General features: G+C 60.8%; 24 protein-coding genes (1 of these 24 only partly in view). 15 read left to right on the forward strand and 9 right to left on the reverse strand.

What is annotated here, in order from left to right; all coding sequences use genetic code 11:
• From pssA to DKB71_RS28650, 4 genes are all read right to left on the reverse strand, one after another.
• A protein-coding gene (gene pssA / locus DKB71_RS28635; protein WP_274074596.1) for a CDP-diacylglycerol--serine O-phosphatidyltransferase crosses the window boundary here: on the reverse strand, positions 1-672 show its 5' portion. 186 nt of this gene lie to the left of the window's left edge; only the first 672 of its 858 coding nucleotides appear in the window; the start codon lies at positions 670-672; its stop codon lies off the left edge, out of view.
• 144 nt (positions 673-816) lie between these two features.
• Positions 817-1833: a ketol-acid reductoisomerase gene (ilvC, locus tag DKB71_RS28640; RefSeq protein ID WP_007909969.1), complete on the reverse strand. Its 1017-nt coding sequence runs from the start codon at positions 1831-1833 to the stop codon at positions 817-819.
• Between the two features lie 45 nt (positions 1834-1878).
• A complete protein-coding gene (gene ilvN / locus DKB71_RS28645; RefSeq protein ID WP_003176102.1) occupies positions 1879-2370 on the reverse strand; it encodes an acetolactate synthase small subunit in 492 nt (163 codons plus the stop codon).
• 2 nt (positions 2371-2372) lie between these two features.
• Entirely contained in the window at positions 2373-4097 is a 1725-nt protein-coding gene (locus DKB71_RS28650) for an acetolactate synthase 3 large subunit (protein ID WP_274074595.1), read from the reverse strand.
• Positions 4098-4494: 397 nt separating this feature from the next.
• Between DKB71_RS28650 and DKB71_RS28655 the strand changes: the two genes are divergently transcribed.
• Positions 4495-4917: a DUF4124 domain-containing protein gene (locus DKB71_RS28655; protein ID WP_408598871.1), complete on the forward strand. Its 423-nt coding sequence runs from the start codon at positions 4495-4497 to the stop codon at positions 4915-4917.
• Between the two features lie 119 nt (positions 4918-5036).
• On the opposite strand, the gene DKB71_RS28660 is transcribed toward DKB71_RS28655, so the two are convergent.
• From DKB71_RS28660 to mrcB, 3 genes are read right to left on the reverse strand one after another with little or no spacing between them, the layout of a single operon-like run.
• Positions 5037-5372: a YqcC family protein gene (locus tag DKB71_RS28660; RefSeq protein WP_408598873.1), complete on the reverse strand. Its 336-nt coding sequence runs from the start codon at positions 5370-5372 to the stop codon at positions 5037-5039.
• Entirely contained in the window at positions 5372-6124 is a 753-nt protein-coding gene (locus DKB71_RS28665; RefSeq protein WP_408598875.1) for a tetratricopeptide repeat protein, read from the reverse strand. The genes DKB71_RS28660 and DKB71_RS28665 overlap by 1 nt, the downstream gene beginning before the upstream one ends.
• Before the next feature lie 16 nt (positions 6125-6140).
• Positions 6141-8462 (reverse strand): penicillin-binding protein 1B, encoded by a 2322-nt coding sequence (mrcB, locus tag DKB71_RS28670; protein ID WP_274074592.1) that lies wholly within the window; start codon positions 8460-8462, stop codon positions 6141-6143.
• A gap of 115 nt (positions 8463-8577) precedes the next feature.
• Here mrcB and DKB71_RS28675 point away from each other — a divergent pair, with 115 nt between their 5' ends.
• The 5 genes from DKB71_RS28675 (at position 8578) to DKB71_RS28695 (ending at position 12524) form a co-directional block, all read left to right on the forward strand.
• On the forward strand, positions 8578-10134 hold the full coding sequence (locus DKB71_RS28675) for a bifunctional aminoglycoside phosphotransferase/ATP-binding protein (protein ID WP_274074591.1): 1557 nt from the start codon (positions 8578-8580) through the stop codon (positions 10132-10134).
• 91 nt (positions 10135-10225) lie between these two features.
• Positions 10226-10570 carry a pentapeptide repeat-containing protein gene (locus tag DKB71_RS28680; RefSeq protein WP_408598878.1) on the forward strand — a complete coding sequence of 115 codons (345 nt, stop codon included), beginning with the start codon at positions 10226-10228 and terminating at the stop codon, positions 10568-10570.
• Between the two features lie 243 nt (positions 10571-10813).
• Positions 10814-11086 (forward strand): TfoX/Sxy family protein, encoded by a 273-nt coding sequence (locus tag DKB71_RS28685; protein WP_007971093.1) that lies wholly within the window; start codon positions 10814-10816, stop codon positions 11084-11086.
• A 16-nt stretch (positions 11087-11102) separates the two neighbouring features.
• Entirely contained in the window at positions 11103-11912 is an 810-nt protein-coding gene (locus DKB71_RS28690; RefSeq protein ID WP_408598880.1) for a Crp/Fnr family transcriptional regulator, read from the forward strand.
• Positions 11913-12206: 294 nt separating this feature from the next.
• Positions 12207-12524 (forward strand): Rieske (2Fe-2S) protein, encoded by a 318-nt coding sequence (locus tag DKB71_RS28695; RefSeq protein WP_408598882.1) that lies wholly within the window; start codon positions 12207-12209, stop codon positions 12522-12524.
• Here DKB71_RS28695 and sfsA read toward each other — a convergent pair.
• Complete coding sequence (gene sfsA, locus DKB71_RS28700; protein WP_408598884.1) at positions 12521-13234, reverse strand: DNA/RNA nuclease SfsA; 714 nt, start codon at positions 13232-13234, stop codon at positions 12521-12523. The genes DKB71_RS28695 and sfsA overlap by 4 nt on opposite strands.
• A complete protein-coding gene (locus tag DKB71_RS28705) occupies positions 13234-14406 on the reverse strand; it encodes a pyridoxal phosphate-dependent aminotransferase (protein WP_274074586.1) in 1173 nt (390 codons plus the stop codon). Before DKB71_RS28705 ends, sfsA begins: the two co-directional genes overlap by 1 nt.
• 334 nt (positions 14407-14740) lie before the next feature.
• On the opposite strand from DKB71_RS28705, the gene dksA reads away from it, so the two are divergent.
• From dksA to panC, 9 genes are all read left to right on the forward strand, one after another.
• On the forward strand, positions 14741-15184 hold the full coding sequence (dksA, locus tag DKB71_RS28710) for an RNA polymerase-binding protein DksA (protein ID WP_046815673.1): 444 nt from the start codon (positions 14741-14743) through the stop codon (positions 15182-15184).
• Positions 15185-15402: 218 nt separating this feature from the next.
• On the forward strand, positions 15403-16299 hold the full coding sequence (gluQRS, locus tag DKB71_RS28715) for a tRNA glutamyl-Q(34) synthetase GluQRS (RefSeq protein ID WP_408598887.1): 897 nt from the start codon (positions 15403-15405) through the stop codon (positions 16297-16299).
• A 77-nt stretch (positions 16300-16376) separates the two neighbouring features.
• Entirely contained in the window at positions 16377-16553 is a 177-nt protein-coding gene (locus tag DKB71_RS28720; protein ID WP_003176118.1) for a hypothetical protein, read from the forward strand.
• Complete coding sequence (locus DKB71_RS28725) at positions 16537-19491, forward strand: sensor histidine kinase (RefSeq protein WP_274074584.1); 2955 nt, start codon at positions 16537-16539, stop codon at positions 19489-19491. Before DKB71_RS28720 ends, DKB71_RS28725 begins: the two co-directional genes overlap by 17 nt.
• Positions 19492-19513: 22 nt before the next feature.
• The gene (locus tag DKB71_RS28730; RefSeq protein WP_274074583.1) at positions 19514-20953 is read left to right on the forward strand and encodes a sigma-54 dependent transcriptional regulator; all 1440 of its coding nucleotides are present in this window, start codon (positions 19514-19516) and stop codon (positions 20951-20953) included.
• A gap of 707 nt (positions 20954-21660) precedes the next feature.
• Complete coding sequence (locus tag DKB71_RS28735; protein WP_274074582.1) at positions 21661-23061, forward strand: polynucleotide adenylyltransferase PcnB; 1401 nt, start codon at positions 21661-21663, stop codon at positions 23059-23061.
• A 3-nt stretch (positions 23062-23064) separates the two neighbouring features.
• Positions 23065-23550, forward strand: coding sequence for a 2-amino-4-hydroxy-6-hydroxymethyldihydropteridine diphosphokinase (folK, locus tag DKB71_RS28740; RefSeq protein ID WP_408598890.1), 486 nt, complete (start codon positions 23065-23067; stop codon positions 23548-23550).
• Between the two features lie 328 nt (positions 23551-23878).
• Entirely contained in the window at positions 23879-24679 is an 801-nt protein-coding gene (gene panB / locus DKB71_RS28745) for a 3-methyl-2-oxobutanoate hydroxymethyltransferase (protein ID WP_408598892.1), read from the forward strand.
• Entirely contained in the window at positions 24676-25536 is an 861-nt protein-coding gene (gene panC / locus DKB71_RS28750; RefSeq protein ID WP_274074579.1) for a pantoate--beta-alanine ligase, read from the forward strand. The genes panB and panC overlap by 4 nt, the downstream gene beginning before the upstream one ends.
• Positions 25537-25646 lie beyond the last annotated feature (110 nt).

The following is a 25646-nucleotide window of genomic DNA, read 5'->3' on the forward strand; positions in this document are numbered from 1 at the left end:
GTACTTGATGTTGCTGACCATCAGCATGCCGGCCGCCGCAACCAACAGCGCCACCAGGAAGGACATCTTCGAACCCTGGATGCCGTAATCGCTGAACGCCCAGACTATCCCCGCCACCACACCGGCTGCGGCCGGGCTGGCCAGACCGATGAAATAGCGCTTGTCGGCGGTACCGACCTGGGTATTGAAACGCGCCAGGCGCAACGCCGCGCCCGCTACATAGATGAAGGCGACCATCCAGCCAACCTTGCCCATGTCGCCCAGGGCCCAGCCGAAGGCGAGCAATGCCGGTGCCACACCAAAGGCGACCATGTCCGACAGTGAGTCGTACTCGGCACCAAAGGCGCTCTGGGTATTGGTCATGCGCGCAACGCGACCGTCGAGGCCGTCGAGCACCATGGCCACGAAAATCGCGATGGCGGCAAAGGCGAAATACTTGCTCGCACCGATCGAGTCGCCGGCGCTCAAGGCAGCCTGGGCACTCATCGAGTTGATGATGGAATAGAAACCGGCGAACAGGTTCGCCGTGGTAAACAGATTCGGCAGAAGATAGATACCACGATGCCGGACTTTACGGCCTTCAGCGTCATGCCCTTCTTCGACATGTTCATCGATGGGCAGCAGGCTTTCGGCGTCAGAGGCCTGGTTTGGCTCTTCGGGACGTTCGCTCATGGACATTACCTTGCAACGGGGTGGAAAGTTTCGACAGGTGTCTGGGACGACGGTTCGACCGCAAACGATGCAGCTTTATACCAGAACCAGCCCCCCAAACGAAAAAACGCGGCCTAAGCCGCGTTTTTCGTACAAGAGCTCGACTTAGTTCTTGGCTTTGTCGACGATCTTGTTGGCACCGATCCACGGCATCATGGAGCGCAGTTGCTCGCCGATGACTTCGATACCGTGCGCGGCGTTGTTACGACGCTTGGCGGTCATCGAAGGATAGCCGGTAGCGCCTTCGCTGATGAACATCTTGGCGTATTCGCCGTCCTGAATACGTTTCAGGGCGTTGCGCATGGCCTGACGGGATTCGGCGTTGATGACTTCCGGGCCGGTCACGTACTCGCCGTACTCGGCGTTGTTGGAGATCGAGTAGTTCATGTTGGCGATACCGCCTTCGTACATGAGGTCAACGATCAGCTTCAGTTCGTGCAGGCACTCGAAGTAGGCCATTTCCGGCGCGTAGCCAGCTTCAACCAGGGTTTCGAAACCGGCTTTTACCAGTTCAACGGTACCGCCGCACAGAACGGCTTGTTCGCCGAACAGGTCGGTTTCGGTCTCGTCCTTGAAAGTGGTTTCGATGATGCCGGTACGACCGCCACCCACGCCAGCTGCGTAGGACAGTGCTACGTTTTTAGCGTTGCCCGAAGCGTCCTGGTAGATCGCGATCAGGTCAGGGATACCGCCGCCTTTGACGAACTCGGAACGCACGGTGTGGCCTGGCGCCTTCGGCGCGATCATGATCACGTCGAGGTCAGCGCGTGGCACTACCTGGTTGTAGTGGATCGCGAAGCCGTGGGAGAAGGCCAGGGTGGCGCCTTTCTTGATGTTCGGCTCGATTTCGTTCTTGTACAGGGAGGACTGGAACTCGTCCGGGGTCAGGATCATGACAAGGTCGGCAGCAGCAACGGCGGAAGCAACGTCAGTCACTTTCAGGCCGTGGGCTTCAGCCTTGGCAACGGTGGCCGAGCCTTTGCGCAGGCCAACAGTCACGTCAACACCGGAGTCTTTCAGGTTGCACGCTTGAGCGTGGCCCTGGGAACCGTAACCGATGATGGCAACTTTCTTGCCCTGGATGATCGACAGGTCGCAGTCTTTATCGTAGAAAACTTTCATGAATTTCCCCTATATCAGGCCGTTCAGGCCATTCGCTAATTTGGTTTAGATGCTGAGTACTTTGTCGCCGCGGGCGATACCGGTGACGCCACTGCGGACGGTCTCCAGGATCGAGGCGGTGCCAATGGACTGGATGAAGCTGTCGAGCTTGTCGCTGGTACCGGTCAATTGAACGGTATACACGCTGGCACTGACATCGACGATCTGTCCACGGTAAATATCGGTGGTGCGCTTGATCTCGGCGCGCTGGGCGCCGGTGGCCTTGACCTTGACCAGCATCAGTTCGCGCTCGATGTGAGCACTTTCCGACAGGTCGACCAATTTGACCACTTCGATCAGCTTGTTCAGGTTCTTGGTGATCTGCTCGATGACTTCATCGTGACCCACGGTGGTCAGCGTCAGACGCGACAGGGTCGGGTCTTCGGTTGGCGCCACGGTCAGGCTTTCGATGTTGTAGTTGCGCTGCGAGAACAGGCCGACTACACGAGACAAAGCGCCAGGTTCGTTTTCCAGAAGCAAGGAAATAATGTGCCGCATGATTAAGTACGCTCCGTCTTGCTCAGCCACATATCGCGCATGGAGCCGTCTTTGATCTGCATCGGGTAGACGTGCTCGCTGGTGTCGACCGAAATATCGATCACCACCAGGCGATCTTTCATGGCGAACGCCTCTTCCATCTTCGACTTCAAATCTTTCGAATCGGTAATGCGCACGCCGACGTGGCCGTAGGCCTCTGCCAGCTTGACGAAATCAGGCAGCGATTCCATGTAGGAATGAGAGTGGCGGCTGCCGTAGCTCATGTCCTGCCACTGGCGAACCATGCCCAGCACACCGTTGTTCAGGATGACGATTTTTACCGGCAGACCGTATTGCAGGCAGGTCGACAGTTCCTGAATGTTCATCTGGATGCTGCCCTCGCCCGTTACGCAGGCGACGTCGTCATCCGGAAAGCTCAACTTGATACCCATGGCCGCCGGGAAACCGAAGCCCATGGTGCCCAGGCCACCGGAGTTGATCCAGCGGTTCGGCTTGTTGAACTTGTAGTACTGCGCGGCGAACATCTGGTGCTGACCCACGTCGGAAGCCACAAAGGCATCGCCCTTGGTCACTTCGCACAGGGTCTCGATCACCGCTTGCGGCTTGATGACACTGCCGTCGCCCTTGTCATAAGGGAACAGGCCGCGGTCACCGCGCCACTCGTCGATCTGCTTCCACCAGCTGGCAACGGACTCCTTGTTCGGGGTCTCGCCGATTTCCTTGAGGATCGCGACCATTTCGGTCAGGACGCTCTCGACCGGACCCACGATAGGCACATCGGCCTTGATGGTCTTGGAGATCGAAGCCGGGTCGATGTCGATGTGAATGATCTTGGCGTTCGGGCAGAACTTCGATGCGCCGTTGATGACGCGGTCGTCGAACCGTGCGCCGACGGCCAGGATCACGTCAGCATGGTGCATCGCCAGGTTGGCGGTGTAGCTGCCGTGCATGCCCAGCATGCCGATGAACTGACGGTCGGTGCCAGGGAAACCGCCCAGGCCCATCAGGGTATTGGTCACTGGCAGGTTGAGCATTTTCGCCAGCTCGGTCAGCGGTGCGGAGCCGTTGCCGAGAATCACGCCACCGCCCGAATACATCACGGGACGCTTGGCCGCCAGGAGCATTTCTGCCGCCTTGCGGATTTGCCCCGAGTGGCCGCGAACGGCCGGGCTGTAGGAGCGCAGCTTGGCTTTTTTCGGGAAGATGTATTCGAACTTCTCGGCAGGGTTGGTCATGTCTTTCGGGATATCGACAACGACAGGACCAGGACGACCGGATTGCGCCAGGTAGAAGGCTTTCTTCATGACTTCCGGGATTTCCGACGCGTGCTTGATCATGAAGCTGTGTTTCACGATCGGCCGGGAGATACCGATCATGTCGGTTTCCTGGAAGGCGTCGGTACCGACCATGGTGCTCGGCACCTGGCCGGAAATCACCACCATCGGAATGGAGTCCATGTAGGCCGTGGCGATACCGGTGATGGCGTTGGTCGCGCCCGGGCCGGAAGTCACCAGTACCACGCCGGCTTTACCGGTGGCACGGGCGTAGCCGTCAGCCATATGGGTCGCGGCCTGCTCGTGACGAACCAGGATGTGGGTCACTTCCGGTTCTTTGAACAGGGCATCATAGACATGAAGAAGAGCACCACCCGGGTACCCGTAGATATATTTGACGCCTTCGTCACGCAAAAAGCGGACGAGCATCTCACCGCCAGATAAAAGCTCCACGTTGTTCACCTCTAAAACGCCAGAATACCGCCCACAAAAGGGACGGGTCTTAATAGGTTTACTTCTCAGCAGAGCATGAGCGACGGTGGTCGCCGACTACGTCAGCACTGACTGAGCAAGTATTGGGATCGTCCCAAGTGTTGCGGGCCTTTCCCACCCAGCGCGAGGTAACGCGTTGCGGGTGTAACAGGTCGGCGCGGATGTGCGCCTCATGATCTGCCGAGCGGGTCTGCTTCTGGCAGTCCCTCTACAGCGGACTTTGGATTCTTCTGTTTCGTCCCCTGCAAGTCAAGTCGTCTATGAGGTTTATTCTACTAACCACATGAGAACGCAAGAAAAAACCTGTAAACCCCCAGTGTGTTAGCTTCAATTGCGCAACTTTTGACTAGGAATTGGCATGCGTACGCACTTCTTCATCGCCGGCCTGATGGCCGCCCTCAGCCCGCTGTCCCTGGCCGCGCAAATTTACCAGTGGGTCGACGCCCAGGGCGTTACCCATTTCGATGCGCAACCGCCCAGGGATCAGCCAGCCACGACCCTCGTCACGCCCGCCTCCCCCTCTGGCAAATCGGGCGCCGCCGCGCACAGCGGCGCCATTGGTGACCAACAGGCGATCGACAAGTCGGTGAAGCAGCAGGTGGCCGAGCAACAGAATCAATTGAGGGCTTTCTGCGAACAGGCACGAACCAACCTGGCGCAGTTGCAGAATAATCCGCGTTTGAGAGAGCAAGTGGATGGCCAGATGCGACGCCTTGATGACACGCAACGCCAGGAGCGCATCGGCGAAACGCAGAAACAGATTGCCGATAACTGCATGTAGGAGCTGTCTCGTGGAACGAGGCTGCGATCTTTTGATCTTTGAAAAGATCGCAGCCTCGTTTCACGAGACAGCTCCTACAGGTTCCCGCAGGCCCCACAGGTTCAGACGATGGGGCGGGGTTAGCGGGAGGCAGTGATCAGGTGATCGAACTCTTTGAGCAACACCTGCAGCTGGCGATCCCTGCCCTGGACATTGCGTCCGGCAAAGACCATTTCCGCCATTTCCTGGATGCCAGATGCATTCGGCAATGGCAGGTCCTGCTCGAGGATCATCTTCATGCGCGGCAGGAAGATCCATTGCAGCCACTGCTCGAAGTCCAGTGTATCGACCGAAAACGGCTCAACACTGGACAGCGCTTCAGCGGAGGGTGGAGCTTCGTCCCACCACCCTTGCACGCGCAATTCACGCTCGATCAGCAGCAGCTGATCGGCGATTTTGAGAAAGCGTGCATCCATTACGACGTTACCTTGGCTTTTTGACGAGCCAGCGCTGCGCCCGAAGAGTCGCCCTGCTTCTCACGCGCTTGGGCGATCAGCTCCCACAGGCTGGCTTGAAGTGCCGGACGGCCGTTGGCGAAGGTCAGGCCACGGCGGGCAAATTGCTCGGCCTGTGGCGCATCGCCTTGGGCCATGCGCACTTGTGCCAGGCGATACAGCACTTGCGGCTCACGCGGGGCCACACGCTGGGCACGTTCGAGGATTGAAGAAGCGCCATTGAGGTCGCCACTGGCCTGTTGTTGCTGAGCGGTGGTCAACAGGGCCAGTACCGGACCGTCCAGTTGCTCGTCGGCGGACAGGCCACCGGAGCTACTGGCCGACGGAATACCGCTCGGCGTCGAAGGCATGCTGTAGCTGCCCTGATTGACCGGTGCGGACTGCACCGGCGACGTGTCGATCGGGCCTGGCGTTATTGGCCCTGGAGTAATGGGCCCCGGAGTAATTGGACCAGTGCTGATCGGTGCCGACGCCACCGCACCACCACCCGGCACCATCACGACCACACCGGTATCGCCTTGTGGAATCTCCTGAGGCCTGGATTGCACAGGACGTTGCACCGTTGTCTGACGGTATCCGCCGTTCGCCGATACGCGCTCGCTGTTGGAAACCCTGGTGCCGGAGTCCTCCACCGGAATCGAGCCGCGCTGCACCGTGGAGCAACCGCTGAGCAAAGCCACGGCAGTAACCGCTGGAATCAACCACTTGTTCACTTGAAACCCTCTTTGCTTAATTCATCCAGCCCTTGACCCAATCCATCACCGTTTCGCCGGAAGGGCTTTCGCCACCGCAAGCGGCACCGGGAGGCGGTTCGCTGCCGCGAATATACGGCATCTGCACGGCGCCCGGGCAACCGGCGTCGGAACCTTGTCCGGTGCGCGAATCGACCCAGGCCTGAACGATATTATCCGGCTGCGGCATGTCCAGCGGCAACGGGTCGGCCTTGCGCATGAAGCTGGTCCAGACCTGCAACGCACCGGTGGCACCGGTGAACGGGGTCTTGCCGTTATCGTCGCGCCCCAACCAGACCACCGCCAGCAAGTCCTGACTGAACCCGGCGAACCAACTGTCCCGCGAGTCGTTACTGGTCCCGGTCTTGCCGGCCAGGGTCAAAGTCTTTGGTAACACGTTGTAAACCGAGCTGCCGGTACCCTCGCGCATGACCCGCTGCATCGCGCTCTGGATCAGGTAGATCGACGCCGGGTCGAAACGCTGCTGGATCTGGAACGGATAGCGCTTGAGCGGCTCGCCTTCAGCCGTCAATACACTGCGAATCCCGCGCATTGGCGTATTGAAACCACCGTTGGCGAGCGTCTGGTACATGGTTGCCACTTCGATCGGGGTCATGCCGCCGGCACCCAGCAACATCGACGGGAAGGCCGGGAACTCGCGGCTGACACCCAGGCGTCCGAGTGTCTTGAGGACATTCGGCACGCCCACGGCCAGGCCCAGGCGCGCGGTCGACAGGTTGTAGGAGTGCGCCAGCCCTTGATAAAGGAAAACCGTGCCGTGGGAGCGGCGATCGTAGTTCTGTGGTTTCCAGACCTGGCCGTCCGCGCCCTTGACCGAGAAGGACTCATCCGACAGCCAACTGGTCAATGTGTACTGGCTGGGTTTTTCCAGCGCCGTCAGATAAACCGCCGGCTTGATCAACGAGCCGATCGGCCGCACCGCGTCCAGCGCCCGGTTGAACCCGGCGAAGCTGGCCTGGCGACTGCCGATCATCGCCTGCACCTCACCGGTTTCCGGGTTGGTCACGACCATGGCCGCCTCGACATCATCCGAACCCTTGCGGCCGGAGAGGCGCTTGAAGGTGTCATTGACCGACGCTTCGGCTTTCATCTGCAGGATCGGATCGAAGCTGGTAAAGATCCGCAGCCCCTCCTCGGTCAAGTCTTCGTCGCGGTAATCTTCGCGCAGCTGGCGCTTGACCAGGTCCAGGAAGCCAGGGAACGAGCTGTCCGCCAGACTGCCGCGCTTGGTCACGCCCAGCGGCATTTTCTTCGCCGCTTCGACTTGCTCGGCCGTGGCAACGCCCTGCTCCTGCAGCACATCGAGCACCAGGTTACGCCGCTCGAGTGCACGCTCCGGATAGCGGCGCGGGTTGTAGGAGGATGGCCCCTTGACCATGCCGACCAGCAAGGCCACCTGATGCAGCTTGAGCTCGGCCAGAGGCTGACTGAAGAAGAACTGGCTGGCCAACCCGAAACCGTGCACCGCGCGTTGACCGTCCTGGCCGACAAACACCTCGTTGAGGTAAGCCTCGAGGATTTCACGCTTGTCGTAGTGCAGTTCGAGCAGCAGCGCCATCATCGCTTCGGTCAGCTTACGGCTCAGGCTGCGCTCGTTGGTCAGGTAGAAGTTCTTGACCAGCTGTTGAGTCAGGGTACTGCCACCCTGGCGCATGCGGCCCGACGAACCGTTGACCCAGATCGCACGGGCGATCGACTTCGGCGAAACACCAAAGTGGTGATAGAAATCACGGTCCTCGACAGCGACCAGGGTTTCGAGCAGATACGGCGGCACCTGGTCGATCTTGATCAGGATCCGGTCTTCGAGGTTTTTCGGGTACAGGCCGCCGATCAGCAGCGGCTCCAGGCGCACCACTGACAACTTCGAGCCTTTGGTCGACGACAGCTCGGCCACGTAATCACCCGAGAAGCGCACACGCACCGGCTGCGCTTGCTCCATACCCTCATAGAACTGGAAGCCACGGGTATTCAGATCGACGGTATTGCCGTTGACCGACGCCGCGCCCGGACCGTTGGCCACGCTTTCACGGCGATAGCCCAAGGCATCGAGCTCGGTGAGAAAATCGTCCCTGCTCAACTTTTGTCCGACGAACAGCTCGAGCGGGCGCGCGTAGACCTTGGCCGGAATGGTCCAGCGCTTGCCGGAGAACTTCTCCTGCACGATGGCATCGAGGTACACGGCGAACCCGGCCAGCACCACGAGGCCGACCAGGCTGAGTTTAAGGGCCCAGCCCAGCCAGGGCCGCAGGCCTCTGGAGGGTGGTTTTTTTGGGGTACGGGGGGATCGAGTACGAGTCATGGCGGCGGATTATACGCACTTTATTCATACTCAACAGGAGGCCCGCAAGTTTGCGTTAGGCTGGCTAGACGCCATAATGACGACCTGAATTTTTTCCGACTCTTAAGGATCGCCTGTGAGCCAGTCCCTGATCGCCGCCCTGCAAAACAAGGCCCTCTACCCGCATCCTGTAGATGGATTCAAGGTCATCGAGACCCACATTTCCTGGGTCGTGCTTACCGGCCCCTTTGCTTATAAAGTGAAGAAGCCGATGAACTTCGGTTTCCTCGACTTCACCACCCTCGAGGCTCGCGGGCATTTCTGCGCTGAAGAGCTGCGCCTGAACCAGCGCCTGACCCAGGATCTTTATCTCGAAGTGCTGCCGATTACCGGTAGCGCCGAAGCACCGCAACTGGGCGGCGAAGGCCCGGCCATCGAGTACGCCCTGAAAATGCGCCAGTTTGGCCAGGACGGTTTGCTCAGCACGCTGCAAGCCAACGGCGAATTGACGCCCGCGCACGTCGACCAGATGGCTGACCAGATCGCCCGTTTCCACCTTGACGCACCGCGCGTGCCGGCAGAACACGAAGCCGGGACCCCGGACAGTGTCATGGCCCCTGTGCGGCAAAACTTCGAGCAGATTCGCCCCTTCCTCAGCGACAAGGCCGACCTGCTGCAACTGGACGCCCTGCAGGCCTGGGCCGACAGCAGCTTCGAACGCCTCAAGCCACTGTTCAGCCAGCGCAAGGCCGAGGGTTTCATTCGCGAATGCCACGGTGATATCCACTTGGGCAACGCTACGGTGATTGACGGCCAGGTCGTGATCTTCGACTGCATCGAATTCAACGAACCGTTCCGCTTCACCGACGTGTACGCCGACACCGCGTTCCTGGCGATGGACCTCGAAGACCGCGGCCTGAAGTGCCTGGCACGCCGATTCATCAGCCAGTACCTGGAGCTGACCGGCGATTACCAGGGCCTGGAACTGCTCAACTTCTATAAAGCCTACCGCGCCCTGGTTCGCGCCAAGGTCAGCCTGTTCAGCATGCCGGCCGAGGCGACCCCGGTACAGCGCGCCACGACACTGCGCCAATACCGCAACTACGCCAACCTGGCGGAAAGCTACAGCACCATCCCTTCGCGATTCATGGCCATCACCCATGGTGTGTCCGCCGTGGGCAAAAGCCACGTGGCGATGCGCCTGGTTGAAGCACTGGGGGCGATTCGCCTGCGCTCCGATGTGGAACGCAAGCGTCTGTTCGGCGAGCAAACCGTGGCCAATGACCTGCAGGCCGGCATTTATAGTGCCGACGCCAGCGCCGCGACCTACCAGCGCCTGCACGACATTGCCGCAGTGATCCTGCACGCCGGGTTCCCGGTGGTGGTCGACGCCACTTACCTCAAGCATGCGCAGCGCGACAGCGCGGCGAAAGTGGCCGAGGCAACCGGCGCACCGTTCCTGATCCTAGACTGCAATGCACCGCAAGCAGTGATCGAGAGCTGGCTGGCCCTGCGCCAGGTCGACAAGAAGGATCCGTCCGACGCTACCCTGGCCGTGATCGAAGCCCAGCAAGCCAGCCGTGAAGCGCTGACGCCTGCAGAAATTCTCTGCAGCAAGCGCGTACAGACCAATGAAAGCGGCACCCTCGACACGGTGGTGGAACAGATTCGCCAGCGCCTGCCGGGACTGTAAGCAAACCTTTGGGCCGTGAAGCCTGCCCCGGCTTCGCGGCTTTTAGATAGTGGCACTACACTGGCGTCATGAATCCAACAGGTGACGCAAAATGAGCCAACCGAGACTGCTCGACACCCCGCTCTACGCCTTGCTGCACAAAGACGACATCGCGGGCTTCAATAAAGAGCGCCCCGAGCAAGGGCCTATCGACATGGTCGGTGGTGATTTCCGCGGCCTGGACCTGCGCGAACTGAACGCCGACGGCATCGACTTCACCGACGCCTATTTCCGCTCCGCCGATTTGCGCGGCATCGATTTTCGCAATGCATCGCTTGAAGGGGCGAGCCTCGCCCACGCGCAGATTTCCGGCGCCTACTTCCCGGTGGAACTGAGCGCCGACGAAATCCTGATGTCGATGAACTTCGGTACGCGCCTGCGTTATCGCACCCGCTGATCGCCCGTCTGAATTGACAAGTCCAGCGCCCTCGCTTCGCGCTTGACTGCGTGCTTTTTCGCCTGAAATTCTATCGTTTTTATCATCCTTACCCTCCTCTTCGCAGCTTTTCGAAGCACTCGCGCCTGCACCCTCTTAGAAGCGTTTGCGTCAAAAACGAGCAAACAATCACGCTTTTCCTACTGATGGCTACACTCCTCAGAAGCTTGCCCACGCACCATTCGGCCATCGCAAGGAGGCTTGATGAATGATGAACTGCAACACCTGAAGAATCTTGGCAAGACGTCGGCGCAGTGGCTGCATGCCGTGGGCATCCACAGCGCCTCGGACTTGCGTCGCCTGGGGGCGGTGGATGCCTATCGGGCCGTGCGCACGCGCGGGTTTCGGGCGTCCAAGGTGTTGTTGTACGCAATCGAAGGCGCGTTGATGGACGTGCACTGGAACGACATTCCCGCCGAACGCAAGGAAGCCTTGAACAAACAACTCGAAGCCATCTCGTCACGCCACAAGAATTGAACGAGTACCGCTCGCCATGTACTTACTCGGGGAACAACCGGCTTACGCCGAAACACTGATCAATCGACTGCAAAATCTCCCTGCCCGCCTGTTGCAGGGGTTGGCACCGAGTGGGCCCGCCGTCGAGTTTCCTGCCATCGACGACCTCGCCGCGGCGCTACCCAGCGACCAGTTGTACATGCTGGACAGCGGTCGATTGCACGGATGCATCGATGATCGCGCGCTGTTCTATCTGCGCCAGGGCGACCTGATCGGCCTGCGCCAGGACGCGGGGTTGCCGCGCTGTCGCCTGTGCAGCAAGACGCCCCTGGCGCTGACGCCCTACCTTCGATCGCAGGTGTTCCAGCACATCTACGCCGACCCGTCCCGCTCGGAACTGTTCCTGCAATACATGGCGGGCCAGACGGCCCTGCTGTCCGATGCCGTAGCGCGCCTCAAGCAACCGGAATTTCGCGCCACCAACGGCTTCCAGCGCGTCGCCGGCGGTGAAACGCTGATCCATCAGGGCGATGAGGCGGACCATGTGTTCGTGATCATCGAGGGTCACGCCGAAGCATTTGTCGATGGATTCAAAGTGGGCGATGTACCCAAGGACGAGATTTTCGGCGCCATGGCGGTGTTTACCGGCGAGAAACGCAGTGCTACGGTCATCGCCAGCGAACCAAGCACCATAATGCGTATTCCCAAGGACCAGTTCCTGAGCCTCACCCAGAGCAATCCGAAGATTGCCAGCTGCCTGATCGAGAGCATGGCCCGCCGTATCGACCTGCTGAATAAACAAGTTACACAACTGATGGCACTGAAAACGACAGGCAGACCTCAATGAATACAAGGACCTGGAACGAGCGTGCGACACGAATCGAAGAAATGGAAAATCACCTGTTGACTTGGTAATGAGAATCGATATGATTATCACAACTGGTCGCGAGACTGGTCGATCTTCTGAAAAGCCCTTGGTTCGGACTCTCAGATTATCTCCTCATCAGGCTAATCACGGTTATTTGACCCGGCTCTTGCCGGGTCTTTTTTTGCCTGTGGAAAAGTCATCCGGCGCTGCGCCAAGTATCCTGAGCACCTGAGCCCTGCTCGCACCGGGCAGTTGCGCCATTTGAGGATCAGCATGAAATTTCTCTGTACCGGCCTCGAGCTGGCCGATGCCAGCAGCCGCGGTTTCGACATTGACGGCCAGAGGCTGTTCGCCGTGCGCCGGGGTGGCCAGGTCTACGTCTATATCAACCGCTGCCCGCACCGTGGCGTCGGACTGGAATGGACCCCCGACCAGTTCCTCGACCCCAGCAACAGCCTGATCCAGTGCGCCACCCATGGCGCCCTGTTCCTGATCGAGGACGGCGAATGTGTCGCCGGCCCTTGCGCAGGACAATCGTTGACCCGTGTCGATTGCCGCGAAGACGCGCAGGGCATCTGGGTCAGCCTCTAACCGCCGAGCAACACCTGCAGACGCCGGTCCACCACCATCTCCTCATGGCTCAGGCGTACGCCGTAGGCCAGCACTTCAACTCCGCACGCCACGGCCTCGCGTAAGGCCTGGGCGTAGGCTGAGTCGATCTCTTCTGCGGGACGCACGGCCTCGATGCCACTGAGATTGACGCAATACAACTGCACCGCGCGAATCCCGTCCCGGGCCAGATGCGCCAATTCGCGCAAATGCTTGGCGCCGCGCTGGGTTACTGCATCGGGAAACGCCGCCACGAGCGTGCCGTCATAGCCCAGGGTGACGCTTTTGACTTCCACATACGCTGGTCCGCTTGGGTAATCGAGGCGGAAATCGATGCGACTGCTTTCCTGGCCGTAGGCGACTTCACGCTTCAGCTCGGTGAAACCGTTCAACTCGGTGATCACGCCCGCCCGCAGCGCCTCTTCGACCAGGCCATTGGCCCGCCCCGTGTTCACGCAGAACAAGCGCCCGTGCGGGGTCTCGCCGACTTCCCAGGTGCCGGGCAGCTTGCGCTTGGGGTCATTGGAGCGGCTGAACCAGACCTGCCCGCCTTCGACCTGGCAATTGAGCATCGAGCCGGTATTGGGGCAGTGAATGGTCAGCAATTCGCCATCGACGGTTTCGATGTCGGCGAGAAAACGTTTGTAGCGGCGAATCAGCCGACCTTCTTCGAGGGGAGGATGAAAACGCATCAGCCTTGCCAGCTCCGCAGGCCACGACCGATACGCTCCACCGCTTCCTGCAAGCGTTCGAGGTTTTGGGTGTAGGCAAACCGTACGTGGTGCCCGGCTTGATAACGACCGAAGTCCAGCCCGGGGGTGATGGCGACATGTTCGGTTTCGAGGAAGTGACGGCAGAACGCGAAGGCATCGCCGCCGAACTTGCTGATATCGGCGTACAAGTAGAACGCGCCTTCCGGCTCAACGGCGATCCCGAAACCGAGATCTCTCAGGGCAGGCAGGAGGAAATCCCGGCGACGTCCGAATTCGGCGCGTCGCTCTTCCAGGATTGCAATGGTGGCCGGCTCGAAACAGGCCAGCGCCGCGTGCTGGGCCATGCTTGGCGCGCTGATGTAGAGGTTTTGCGCGAGTTTTTCCAGCTCGCCCACCGCCGCGTCCGGCGCTACCAGCCAGCCCAGGCGCCAGCCGGTCATGCCGAAATACTTGGAAAAACTATTCAGGACAAAGGCACTGTCGTCGACTTCCAGCACGCTGGCCGCATCGGTGCCGTATGTCAGGCCATGGTAAATCTCGTCCACTACCAAGTGGCCGTGGCGCTGCTTGATGGCCTGGGACAGGCCCGCCAGCTCGTCGCGGGTGAGGATGGTGCCGGTCGGATTGGCCGGGGAAGCCACCAGCGCGCCAACGCTGTCGTGATCCCAATGCCGGGCGATCAGGTCCGGTGTCAGTTGATAACGCACCTCCGGTCCGACCGGGACCAGCTGCGCGGCGCCTTCCACCAGTCGCAGGAAGTGCCGGTTGCACGGGTAACCCGGGTCGGCCAGCAGCCAGTGTTTGCCTGGATCGACCAGCAAGGCACTGGCCAGCAGCAGCGCACCGGAACCACCGGGGGTGATGAGAATGCGGCGCGGGTCGATGTTCAAGCCATAACGCTGCTGATAAAAGGCCGAAATGGCCTCACGCAGCTCGGGAATGCCACGGGCGGCGGTGTAGCGCGTCTTGCCCCCTTCCAGCGCGGCCTGCCCGGCGCGGATGATCGGCTCGGCGGTGGTGAAGTCCGGTTCGCCGATTTCCAGGTGGATCACATCGTGACCGGCAGCCTGCAATTCATTGGCCCGCGCCAGCAACGCCATGACATGAAATGGTTCGATCGCGCGACTGCGGGCACTGTAGGACTGAGCCATTGGCCTTCCTTCAACAGGGAAAAGAATCGATTCTACCCAAGCGCAGGAACGAGCGAGAACCTAAAGCGGTCAGAGGCCATATGACCCGGGCCACAAACGAACTGAGCGAGTGCCCCAGGTTTGACTAAAATCATTAATTGAGCCGGGTTCCAGAGCCACCAGGCAACACTTTGCCAGCATTTGCCAGCACCGCGGGCTGCGCCCTCGACATCCGGGAGTAGCGCGGTCTGATTTGATCTGGTAAGTTCGCCCGCTTGCAGCCGCAGGGCCGGCAGGTGCCGGTGATGGAGCAATCCTGCGCAGATGGATTACAAGAGTAGAGGCGGTCTATTTCATGTCCACCCAAGCAAAGCAACAAGCGAATCAGACGATCAGCGGCTTCGAGCCCTATGTTCAGAAAGCTGGCGAAGAGTACATGGGCGAGCCCATGCGCAAGCACTTCACCAAGGTTCTGAATCAGTGGAAAAAAGAGCTGATGGAAGGTGTCGACAAGACTGTGGACCACATGAAGGACGAAGCGGCCAACTTCCCGGACCCGGCAGACCGTGCCAGCCAGGAAGAAGAGTTCGCTCTCGAGCTTCGAGCCCGCGATCGTGAGCGCAAGTTGATCAAGAAGATCGACAAGACGCTGCAGCTGATCGAAGACGAAGAGTACGGCTGGTGTGAATCCTGCGGCATCGAGATCGGCGTCAAGCGCCTTGAGGCCCGTCCTACCGCTGACTTGTGCATCGACTGCAAGACACTGGCGGAAATCAAGGAAAAGCAAGTCGGCAAATAATCGCGGCTTGAACGAAGAACGGAGCGTGCGAACGCTCCGTTTTTGTTTCTGATATTTGCTTCGGCAGGAAACCCTGTGGGAGTGGGCTTGCTCCGGGCGGCGTTCCGACGAAAGCGGTGCATCAGCCTATATTGATGATGAGGCTGATGGCCTCTTCGCGAGCAAGCCCGCTCCCACAGGGTGGTTGGCGCAAGCCTGGAAAAAGTAATATTGCCCTTATGACTGCCATCGCCGCCTCTACCTACATCGGGCGTTTTGCCCCCACGCCCAGTGGCCACCTGCATTTCGGTTCGCTGGTCGCCGCATTGGCCTCCTACCTCGACGCCCGCTCGGTGGGTGGCCGCTGGCTGATGCGCATGGAAGACCTCGACCCGCCCCGCGAAGAGCCCGGCGCCCAGGCGGCGATCCTCAAGGCTCTGGAGAGCTACGGTTTCGAGTGGGATGGTGAGATGGTCCGCCAGAGCGACCGCCACGAGGCCTATGCCGAAGTGCTCAATCGCCTGTTCAGCCAGGGTCTGGCCTACGCCTGCACCTGCTCGCGCAAACAGCTGGAGCCGTACCACGGCATTTATCCGGGGCTGTGCCGCAATGCCGGACACGGCACGGAAGACGCCGCCATTCGTATTCGCGTGCCTGAACTGGATTATCACTTCATCGACCGGGTGCAGGGCGAGTTCCACCAGCACCTGGGCCGGGATGTCGGCGATTTCGTGATTCGCCGCCGCGACGGGCTGTACGCGTATCAACTGGCGGTGGTCCTGGACGATGCCTGGCAAGGCATCACCGACGTCGTCCGCGGTGCCGACCTGCTGGACTCGACGCCGCGCCAGCTCTACCTGCAGGAACTGCTCGGCCTGCGCCAGCCGCGCTACCTGCACATCCCGCTGATTACCCAGCCCGATGGTAACAAGCTCGGCAAGTCCTACCGCTCACCGCCCTTGAGCGAAGACCAGGCCACCCCCTTGTTGCTGCGGGCCCTGCGCGCACTGGGGCAGAAACCCGGCGCCGAACTGGCCTACGCCACGCCACGGGAAGTGCTGGACTGGGGCATAACCCACTGGGATGCCCTGCTGATCCCGCGCACACTGAGCCTGCCCGAGGCGCAGCTACAGTGATCTTACTTGCAGTGGCGCGCCCATCCGTTACCATCGCCGCACGTTTTCGGGCACGCGCATAAAAAAGAGAGGCCGGGATGTACATCTATCGCTTGGTCCTGCTCCTGGTAGTGGGGATTTATCTGTTTTCCCCGGCCATCATGGATTGGTGGATCGACGCCACTGGCGCCTGGTATCGCCCTTATCTGCTCTGGCTGATCCTGATCGTCGTGACCTTCATCCTGCAGAGCCAAAAAGATGCCGATGAGCTTTAGCCTGACCCAGATGATCCTGATCAGCGCCGCGTACCTGGCGGTGCTGTTCGGCGTGGCCTGGGTCAGCGAACGGGGCATGATCCCCCGGGCGATCATTCGCCATCCACTGACCTACACCTTGTCGCTGGGGGTCTATGCCAGTGCCTGGGCCTTTTATGGCACCGTGGGCCTGGCCTATCAGTATGGCTACGGCTTCCTGTCCAGCTACCTGGGCGTTTCCGGCGCATTCCTGCTGGCGCCGGTGTTGCTGTATCCGATCCTGAAGATCACCCGCACCTATCAGCTGTCGTCCCTGGCCGATCTGTTCGCGTTCCGCTTTCGCAGCACCTGGGCCGGCGCGCTGACCACGATTTTCATGCTGGTCGGGGTACTGCCCCTGCTGGCGCTGCAGATCCAGGCGGTCGCCGACTCCATCGGCATCCTCACCCGCGAGCCGGTCCAGCATCGCGTGGCACTGAGTTTCTGCGCCCTGATCACGCTGTTCACGATTTTCTTCGGCTCGCGGCACATCGCCACCCGGGAAAAACATGAAGGCCTGGTGTTCGCGATTGCCTTCGAGTCGGTGATCAAATTGATCGCTCTCGGCGGCGTCGGCCTCTATGCGCTGTATGGCGTGTTCGACGGCCCGCAACAGCTGGAACTGTGGCTGCTGCAAAACCAGACCGCCCTCGCCGCGCTGCACACGCCGCTGCAGGAAGGCCCTTGGCGCACGCTGCTGCTGGTGTTCTTCGCCTCGGCGATCGTCATGCCGCACATGTACCACATGACCTTCACCGAAAACCTCAATCCGCGCTCGCTGGTCAGCGCCAGCTGGGGCCTGCCGCTGTTCCTGTTGCTGATGAGCCTGGCGGTACCGCTGATTCTCTGGGCCGGCCTGAAGCTCGGCGCCACCACCAACCCGGAATATTTCACCCTGGGTATCGGCATCGCGGCCAACAGCAAGGCCCTGGCACTGCTGGCCTATGTCGGTGGCCTGTCCGCCGCCAGCGGCCTGATCATCGTCACCACCCTGGCCCTGTCCGGCATGGCCCTGAACCACCTGGTGCTGCCGCTTTACCAGCCACCAGCCGAAGGCAACATCTACCGCTGGCTGAAGTGGACCCGTCGGGCCCTGATCGTCGCCATCATCATGGCCGGCTACGGTTTCTACCTGCTGCTGGGTGCCGAGCAGGACCTGGCCAACCTCGGCATCGTCGCCTTCGTGGCCACGCTGCAGTTCCTGCCTGGCGTGCTGTCGGTGCTGTATTGGCCGACCGCCAACCGTCGCGGCTTCATTGCCGGGCTGCTGGCGGGGATCCTGGTGTGGCTGGTGACCATGTTGCTACCGCTGGTCGGCAACCTGCAGGGCTTCTATATCCCGTTGCTGAACATGATCTACGTGCTCGACGACACCAGTTGGCACATGGCCGCGATCGCCTCCCTGGCCGCCAACGTGCTGATGTTCACCCTGATTTCGCTGTTCACCAATGCCAGCACCGAAGAAGCCAGCGCCGCCGAAGCCTGCGCCGTGGACAACGTGCGCCGCCCGCAACGCCGCGAACTGCACGCCGCCTCGCCCCAGGAATTCGCCACCCAGCTGGCTAAACCGCTGGGTGCCAAGGCCGCGCAGAAGGAGGTCGAGCAGGCCCTGCGCGATCTTTACCTGCCCTTCGACGAACGACGGCCGTACGCCTTGCGCCGCCTGCGCGACCGCATCGAAGCCAACCTCTCAGGCCTGATGGGGCCGAGCGTGGCCCAGGACATGGTCGAGACCTTCCTGCCCTACAAGGCCGGCGGCGAAAACTATGTCACCGAAGACATCCACTTCATCGAAAGCCGCCTCGAGGACTACCACTCGCGCCTGACCGGCCTGGCCGCCGAACTCGATGCCCTGCGCCGTTATCACCGCCAGACCCTGCAAGAGTTGCCGATGGGCGTCTGCTCGCTGGCCAAGGACCAGGAAATCCTCATGTGGAACAAAGCCATGGAGGAACTGACCGGGATCGCCGCGCAGCGCGTGGTCGGTTCGCGCCTGAGCACCATTGCCGATCCGTGGAAAGCGCTGCTGCAAGGCTTCATTAACGTTCCGGATGAGCACTTGCACAAACAGCACCTGGCCCTCGACGGCCAGACTCGCTGGCTGAACCTGCACAAAGCGGCGATCGATGAACCGCTCGCACCGGGCAACAGTGGCCTGGTGTTGCTGGTGGAAGACCTGACCGAAACCCAGATGCTCGAAGACAAACTGGTGCATTCCGAGCGCCTGGCCAGCATCGGTCGCCTGGCCGCGGGCGTCGCCCATGAAATCGGCAACCCGATCACCGGCATCGCCTGCCTGGCGCAGAACCTGCGCGAAGAGCGCGAGGAAGACGGCGAGCTCAAGGAAATCAGCGGGCAGATCCTCGAACAGACCAAGCGCGTGTCGCGTATCGTGCAGTCGTTGATGAGCTTCGCCCATGCCGGCAGCCACCAGCACAGCGACGAGCCCGTCTGTCTGGCGGAAGTGGCCCAGGACGCCATCGGCCTGCTGGCCCTGAACCGGCGCAATTTCGAAGTGCAGTTCTACAACCTGTGCGACCCCGACCACTGGGTCGAAGGCGACCCGCAGCGGCTCGCCCAGGTCTTGATCAACCTGCTCTCGAACGCCCGCGACGCTTCGCCTGCGGGCAGCGCGGTGCGGGTAAAAAGCGAAGCCGGCGAACACACGGTCGACCTGATCGTGGAAGACGAAGGCAGCGGAATTCCAAAGAGCATCATGGACCGATTGTTCGAACCCTTCTTCACCACCAAGGACCCGGGTGAAGGTACCGGTCTGGGCCTTGCACTGGTCTATTCCATCGTTGAAGAGCATTATGGACAAATCACCATCGACAGCCCGGCTGATGTACAGAGCCAACGCGGCACCCGGATCCGGGTGACTTTACCGCGTCATGTCGAAGCGACGTCCGCTGTGAACTGAGACCGTCGAGAGTATCGAATCAATGCCGCACATTTTGATCGTCGAAGACGAAACCATTATCCGCTCCGCCTTGCGCCGCCTGCTGGAACGCAACCAGTACCAGGTCAGCGAAGCCGGTTCAGTGCAGGAAGCACAAGAACGCTTCACCATTCCCACGTTCGACCTGATCGTCAGTGACCTGCGCCTGCCGGGCGCGCCGGGCACCGAGTTGATCAAGCTGGGCCAGGGCACGCCGGTGCTGATCATGACCAGCTACGCCAGCCTGCGCTCGGCAGTGGACTCGATGAAGATGGGCGCGGTGGACTACATCGCCAAGCCTTTCGATCACGACGAAATGCTCCAGGCCGTCGCGCGCATCCTGCGTGACCGGCAATCGGCGCAAGCCAGCAGCGAACCGGTTGCCGCCAAAGCCGGCAATGGCGCGGCCAAGCCCGGCACCGACAACAGCAACGGTGAAATCGGCATCATCGGCTCGTGCCCACCGATGCAGGACCTGTATGGCAAGATCCGCAAAGTCGCGCCGACTGACTCCAATGTCCTGATCCAGGGCGAGTCCGGTACCGGTAAGGAACTGGTGGCGCGAGCCCTGCACAACCTCTCCAAGCGGGCCAAGGCGCCGATGATCTCGGTGAACTGCGCGGCCATTCCGGAAAGCCTGATCGAGTCCGAACTGTTCGGCCACGAGAAGGGCGCGTTCACCGGCGCCAGCGCCGGACGTGCCGGCCTGGTGGAAGCGGCGGACGGCGGCACCTTGTTCCTCGATGAAATCGGTGAGCTGCCACTGGAAGCCCAGGCGCGCCTGCTGCGTGTGTTGCAGGAAGGTGAAATTCGTCGAGTGGGCTCGGTCCAGTCGCAAAAGGTCGATGTGCGCCTGATCGCCGCGACTCACCGAGACCTCAAGAGCCTGGCAAAGATCGGCCAGTTCCGTGAAGACCTGTATTACCGCCTCCACGTGATCGCCCTGAAACTGCCGGCCCTGCGCGAACGTGGCGCGGACGTCAATGAAATCGCCAACGCCTTCCTGGCGCGGCAAAGCGCGCGGATCAACCGTACCGACCTCAAGTTCGCCGCGGACGCCGAGCAAGCCATTCGTCACTACTCGTGGCCGGGTAACGTTCGTGAGCTGGAAAACGCGGTAGAGCGCGCGGTCATCCTGAGCGAGAGCCCCGAGATTTCCGCCGAGCTGCTGGGCATCGACATCGAACTGGGTGACCTGGAAGACGACGAATTCATCGGCCTGCCCCCACAACAGGGCAACGGCAACGCCGGTAACAACAATCATGAGCCGACCGAAGACCTGTCCCTGGAAGACTACTTCCAGCACTTCGTGCTCGAGCATCAGGACCACATGACCGAGACCGAGCTGGCGCGCAAACTCGGGGTCAGTCGCAAATGCCTGTGGGAACGCCGTCAGCGCCTGGGTATCCCGCGGCGCAAAACCGGGGTGGCCAGCGAAAGCTGAACCCCACCTGTCTCATGTGCGGGTAACACATGATTTTGTGAAAAAACTGTTACCTCAGGTTTTTCACGTAACAGAAGCCGGGGCTTACGGTAACGAAGCCCCGGCTTTTTTTCGCCCCCATTTACCCCCTCGAACCGCCTAACCCCTTGTTTTACTGGGGTTCGCAAAAGTTGGCACGCACCCTGCTATATGTTTGGTACAAGAACAATAACAAGCAATGCACAAGACAATAAAAATAAGACGTATCGACTCACGCACAATAAAAACAAGACGGCGAGAGGCGCAGCTAACTGATTCTTTTGGAGAGGCGTTGTATTTGGGGCATGCCCCACGACCAGGCCGAGAACAACAAAAAACTGTCTTAAGACAGAGCCTGAACTGGTTGGATCGCAAGATCACTGCAGCACAGCGACCAAAGCAATCCGTTTGCTCTTGGCTCCCGATTGGGAGTGTCATGAAGGAAAGCTTCATGGCGAGGGCACTCAACAAAAACAAGAAGCCCGAAACCAATAACAAAAATGAGCATGCAACTACTTCTTGGGGAGCTTCGGCTCCCCTTGTAGTTTCTGCGATTCGCCCGCCCCGCCTCGCTCCTACACCTCAAATCTGCTGTGTCCTACACCATCCCTCGACTAAATGCTAGAATCCCCGCCCATCATGCGGTCATTCTTCGTTTTGGCCGAACATTCCTTCAAACAGTGCATCCCATGCTGAAGAAGCTGTTCCAGTCATTCCGTACTCCCGTGCGTCGTACGCAACACATCCGCAGCACGCCTGAAGTGCTCAATAGCGGCCAACATTCGCTGCAAAAGGGGCAATTCAGCCGTTACGCGGTGAACATCGTCGAACGCCTGCAGGGCGCCGGTTACCAGGCCTATCTGGTCGGCGGCTGTGTGCGTGACATGCTGCTCGGCATCACGCCGAAAGATTTCGACGTCGCCACCAGCGCCACCCCTGAACAGGTACGCGCCGAATTCCGTAATGCTCGGATCATTGGCCGCCGGTTCAAACTGGTGCATATCCACTTTGGCCGCGAAATCATCGAAGTCGCGACCTTCCGCGCCAACCACCCGCAGAACGACGAAGAGGAAGATCAAAATCAATCCTCGCGTAACGAAAGCGGGCGCATCCTGCGCGATAACGTCTACGGCACCCTGGAAGAAGACGCGCAACGCCGCGACTTCACCATCAATGCCCTGTATTACGATCCGGTCAGCGAACGCATTCTCGATTACGCCAACGGCGTGCACGACATTCGCAACCAACTGATCCGCTTGATTGGCGACCCCAAGCAGCGTTACCAGGAAGACCCGGTGCGGATGCTGCGCGCCGTGCGGTTTGCCGCCAAGCTGAATTTCGGCATCGAAAAACACAGTGCCGCGCCCATCCGCGACCTCGCGCCCATGCTGCGCGAGATCCCGTCGGCCCGCTTGTTCGAAGAAGTACTCAAGCTGTTCCTGTCCGGCCACGCGGCCGACACTTTTGAAATGCTGGTCGACCTGCAATTGTTCGATCCACTGTTCCCGGCCAGTGCCGAGGCATTGGAATACAACCCGACCTACACCCACACCCTGATCAGCGAAGCCCTGATCAACACCGACCTGCGCATCAAGCAGAACAAGCCGGTCACCCCGGCGTTCCTGTTTGCCGCCCTGCTTTGGCCCGCTCTGCCGGCGCGCGTATTGCGCCTGCAGGATCGTGGCATGCCGCCGATCCCGGCGATGCAGGAAGCCGCTCACGAACTGATTGCCGAGCAGTGCCAGCGCATTGCGATCCCGAAACGCTTCACCATGCCGATCCGCGAGATCTGGGACATGCAGGAGCGCCTGCCACGGCGCAGCGGCAAACGCGCCGACCTGCTGCTGGACAATCCGCGCTTCCGCGCCGGCTACGACTTCCTGCTGCTGCGCGAAAGCGCGGGCGAGCAGACCGATGGCCTGGGCGAATGGTGGACCGACTATCAGGATGCCAATGACAGCGAGCGCCGCGACATGATTCGCGACCTCAGCGGCAAGGACGACGGCACCGGCGGCCCACGCAAACGTCGCCGCAGCGGCGGCTCCAAGCGCAAGCGCTCAGCGGACGCTTCGAGCACCACGGGCGAGTAATCCATGGAACGCATCTACATCGGCATGGGCAGCAACCTCGCTGACCCCGCCGAACAACTGCGCAGCGCCATCGAGGCGCTGGCTCAGTTGCCGCACTCGCAACTGGTCGGGGTTTCTGCCTTCTATCAAAGCGACTCGTTGCTGCCCGGCCAGCCGCGTTATACCAACGCAGTGGCCGCGCTCGACAGCGCTCTGGCACCGCTTGAGCTGCTGGACGCCTTGCAGTCCATCGAAACCGGCCAGGGCCGCGAGCGGCTTGAGCGCTGGGGGCCGCGTACGCTGGACCTGGACATCCTGCTGTTCGGCGACCGCCTGATCGACGAACCTCGCTTGAAAGTCCCGCATTACCATATGCAGGAGCGGGCCTTCGTCCTGTATCCCCTGGCCGAACTGGCGCCCGCCGACCTGCGCCTGGCCGATGGCCGCACACTCGCCGACTTGCTCGCTGCCTGCCCGTTCGTCGGGCTGGAACGCCTGCCGGTAGACTGAGTTGCACCAAAAGATCGCAGCCTTCGGCAGCTCCTACAGGACGGTGATGACCTGTAGGAGCTGCCGAAGGCTGCGATCTTTTGATGTTGGCATTTGCTGAAACGCATCAGTCACCCCGGTAACACCGCGGGCGTAACAATGCGGTAACACACGCAATTGACTTCCCACGTTCTCCTCACGACTATAGGCGTCCCGCTGCCGTCACCACGGCATCAAGGGCGCAATCCAGGCCTTAAAAGCACGACAAAAGACCGTGCGCCTGTATTCAACGAAGAATCACGCGCGTTACTCGCAGTAGTTTCCACAGCGCCTGAATGAGGAACTTTTCATGCCAGCCATCACCCTGACCACTCTGCAAGGTCTCAAGCAAAAAGGTGAAAAAATCACCATGCTGACCTGCTATGACGCGACCTTCGCCCACGCCTGCAACCAGGCCGGCGTCGAAGTGCTGCTGGTGGGCGACTCCCTCGGCATGGTTCTGCAAGGTCATGACAGCACCCTGCCAGTCACCACCGCCGAAATGGCTTACCACGTGGCAGCCGTCAAACGCGGTAACAGCGACGCCTTGATCCTTGCCGACTTGCCGTTCATGGCCTACGCCACCACGGAACAGGCAATGACCAACAGCGCCCTGCTGATGCAGGCCGGCGCTCACATGGTCAAGGTCGAAGGTGCGTTGTGGCTGGCGGACTCGATCCGCCTGCTGGCAGAACGAGGCATTCCGGTCTGTGCCCACATGGGCCTGACGCCGCAATCGGTGAACATCCTCGGCGGCTACAAGGTCCAGGGTCGCAACGAAAACCAGGCGCGGCAGATGCGTGCCGATGCCATCGCGCTGGAACAGGCCGGCGCGTCGATGCTGCTGCTCGAATGCGTGCCGAGCGAACTGGCCGAAGAAATCACCCAGGCCGTGGGCATTCCGGTCATCGGGATTGGCGCCGGCCACCGCACCGACGGCCAGGTACTGGTCCTGCACGACATGCTGGGGCTGTCCATCACGGGGCGCGTACCCAAGTTCGTGAAAAACTTCATGGCCGGCCAGGAAAGCATTCACGCGGCCCTGAGCGCTTACGTCACTGAAGTCAAAGCGGCGACTTTCCCAGGCATCGAACACGGATTCTCTGCATGAACACCGTCAAAACCGTACGCGAACTACGGGCCGCCGTGGCCCGTGCCCGCAGCGAAGGCAAGCGCATCGGCTTTGTGCCGACCATGGGCAACCTGCACAGCGGGCATGTCGCGCTGATCACCAAGGCCACCCAGCGGGTGGATTTCGTGGTCGCGAGCATTTTCGTCAACCCGCTGCAGTTCGGTGCTGGCGAAGACCTCGACAAATACCCGCGCACCCTCGCCGCCGACCAGGAAAAACTGCTCGAAGCCGGTTGCGACCTGCTGTTCGCGCCGACCGTTGAAGAGATGTACCCCGGCGGCATGACCGGCCAGACCCGCGTCAGCGTCCCGCAGCTTTCCGAAGGCCTGTGCGGTGCCAGCCGTCCGGGGCATTTCGAAGGTGTGGCAACGGTGGTCAGCAAGCTGTTCAACATGGTCCAGCCGGACCTGGCGATCTTCGGCCAGAAAGACTTTCAGCAACTGGCGGTCATTCGCGCGCTGGTGCATGACCTGAACATGCCGATCCAGATCATCGGCGAGCCGACGGTGCGGGCGGCCGATGGCCTGGCCCTGTCGTCGCGCAATGGCTTCCTCGACGCAGATCAGCGCGCCGTTGCGCCGGTGGTGTATCGCACGCTGAGCGAGATCGCCGAAGCGATCAAACAAGGCGAGCGCGATTACCCGGCCCTGATCCGTGCCAAGCTGCAACAACTCGAAGCGGCGGGCCTGCGTCCCGACTACCTGGAAATTCGCCATGGGCTGAGCCTGCGCCCGGCCACCCCGGAAGATCGCGACCTGGTGATCCTGGTGGCGGCGTTCCTGGGGACGACGCGCCTGATCGACAACCTGCACCTGAACCTCGACACCCCCGCCTGACCTCCCCCCGTGACCGCACCGGTACAAAAAAGTACCGGTCGCAGGTCCGACAAAGCCAAGACAGATCGTCTCACTGGGTTTACTGTTACCGGTCTGCGCTATTTAATCGT

Origin of the sequence: Pseudomonas sp. PLMAX (genome assembly GCF_046042685.1) — a bacterium.
GTDB classification, from domain to species: Bacteria; Pseudomonadota; Gammaproteobacteria; order Pseudomonadales; family Pseudomonadaceae; genus Aquipseudomonas; species Aquipseudomonas putida_AE.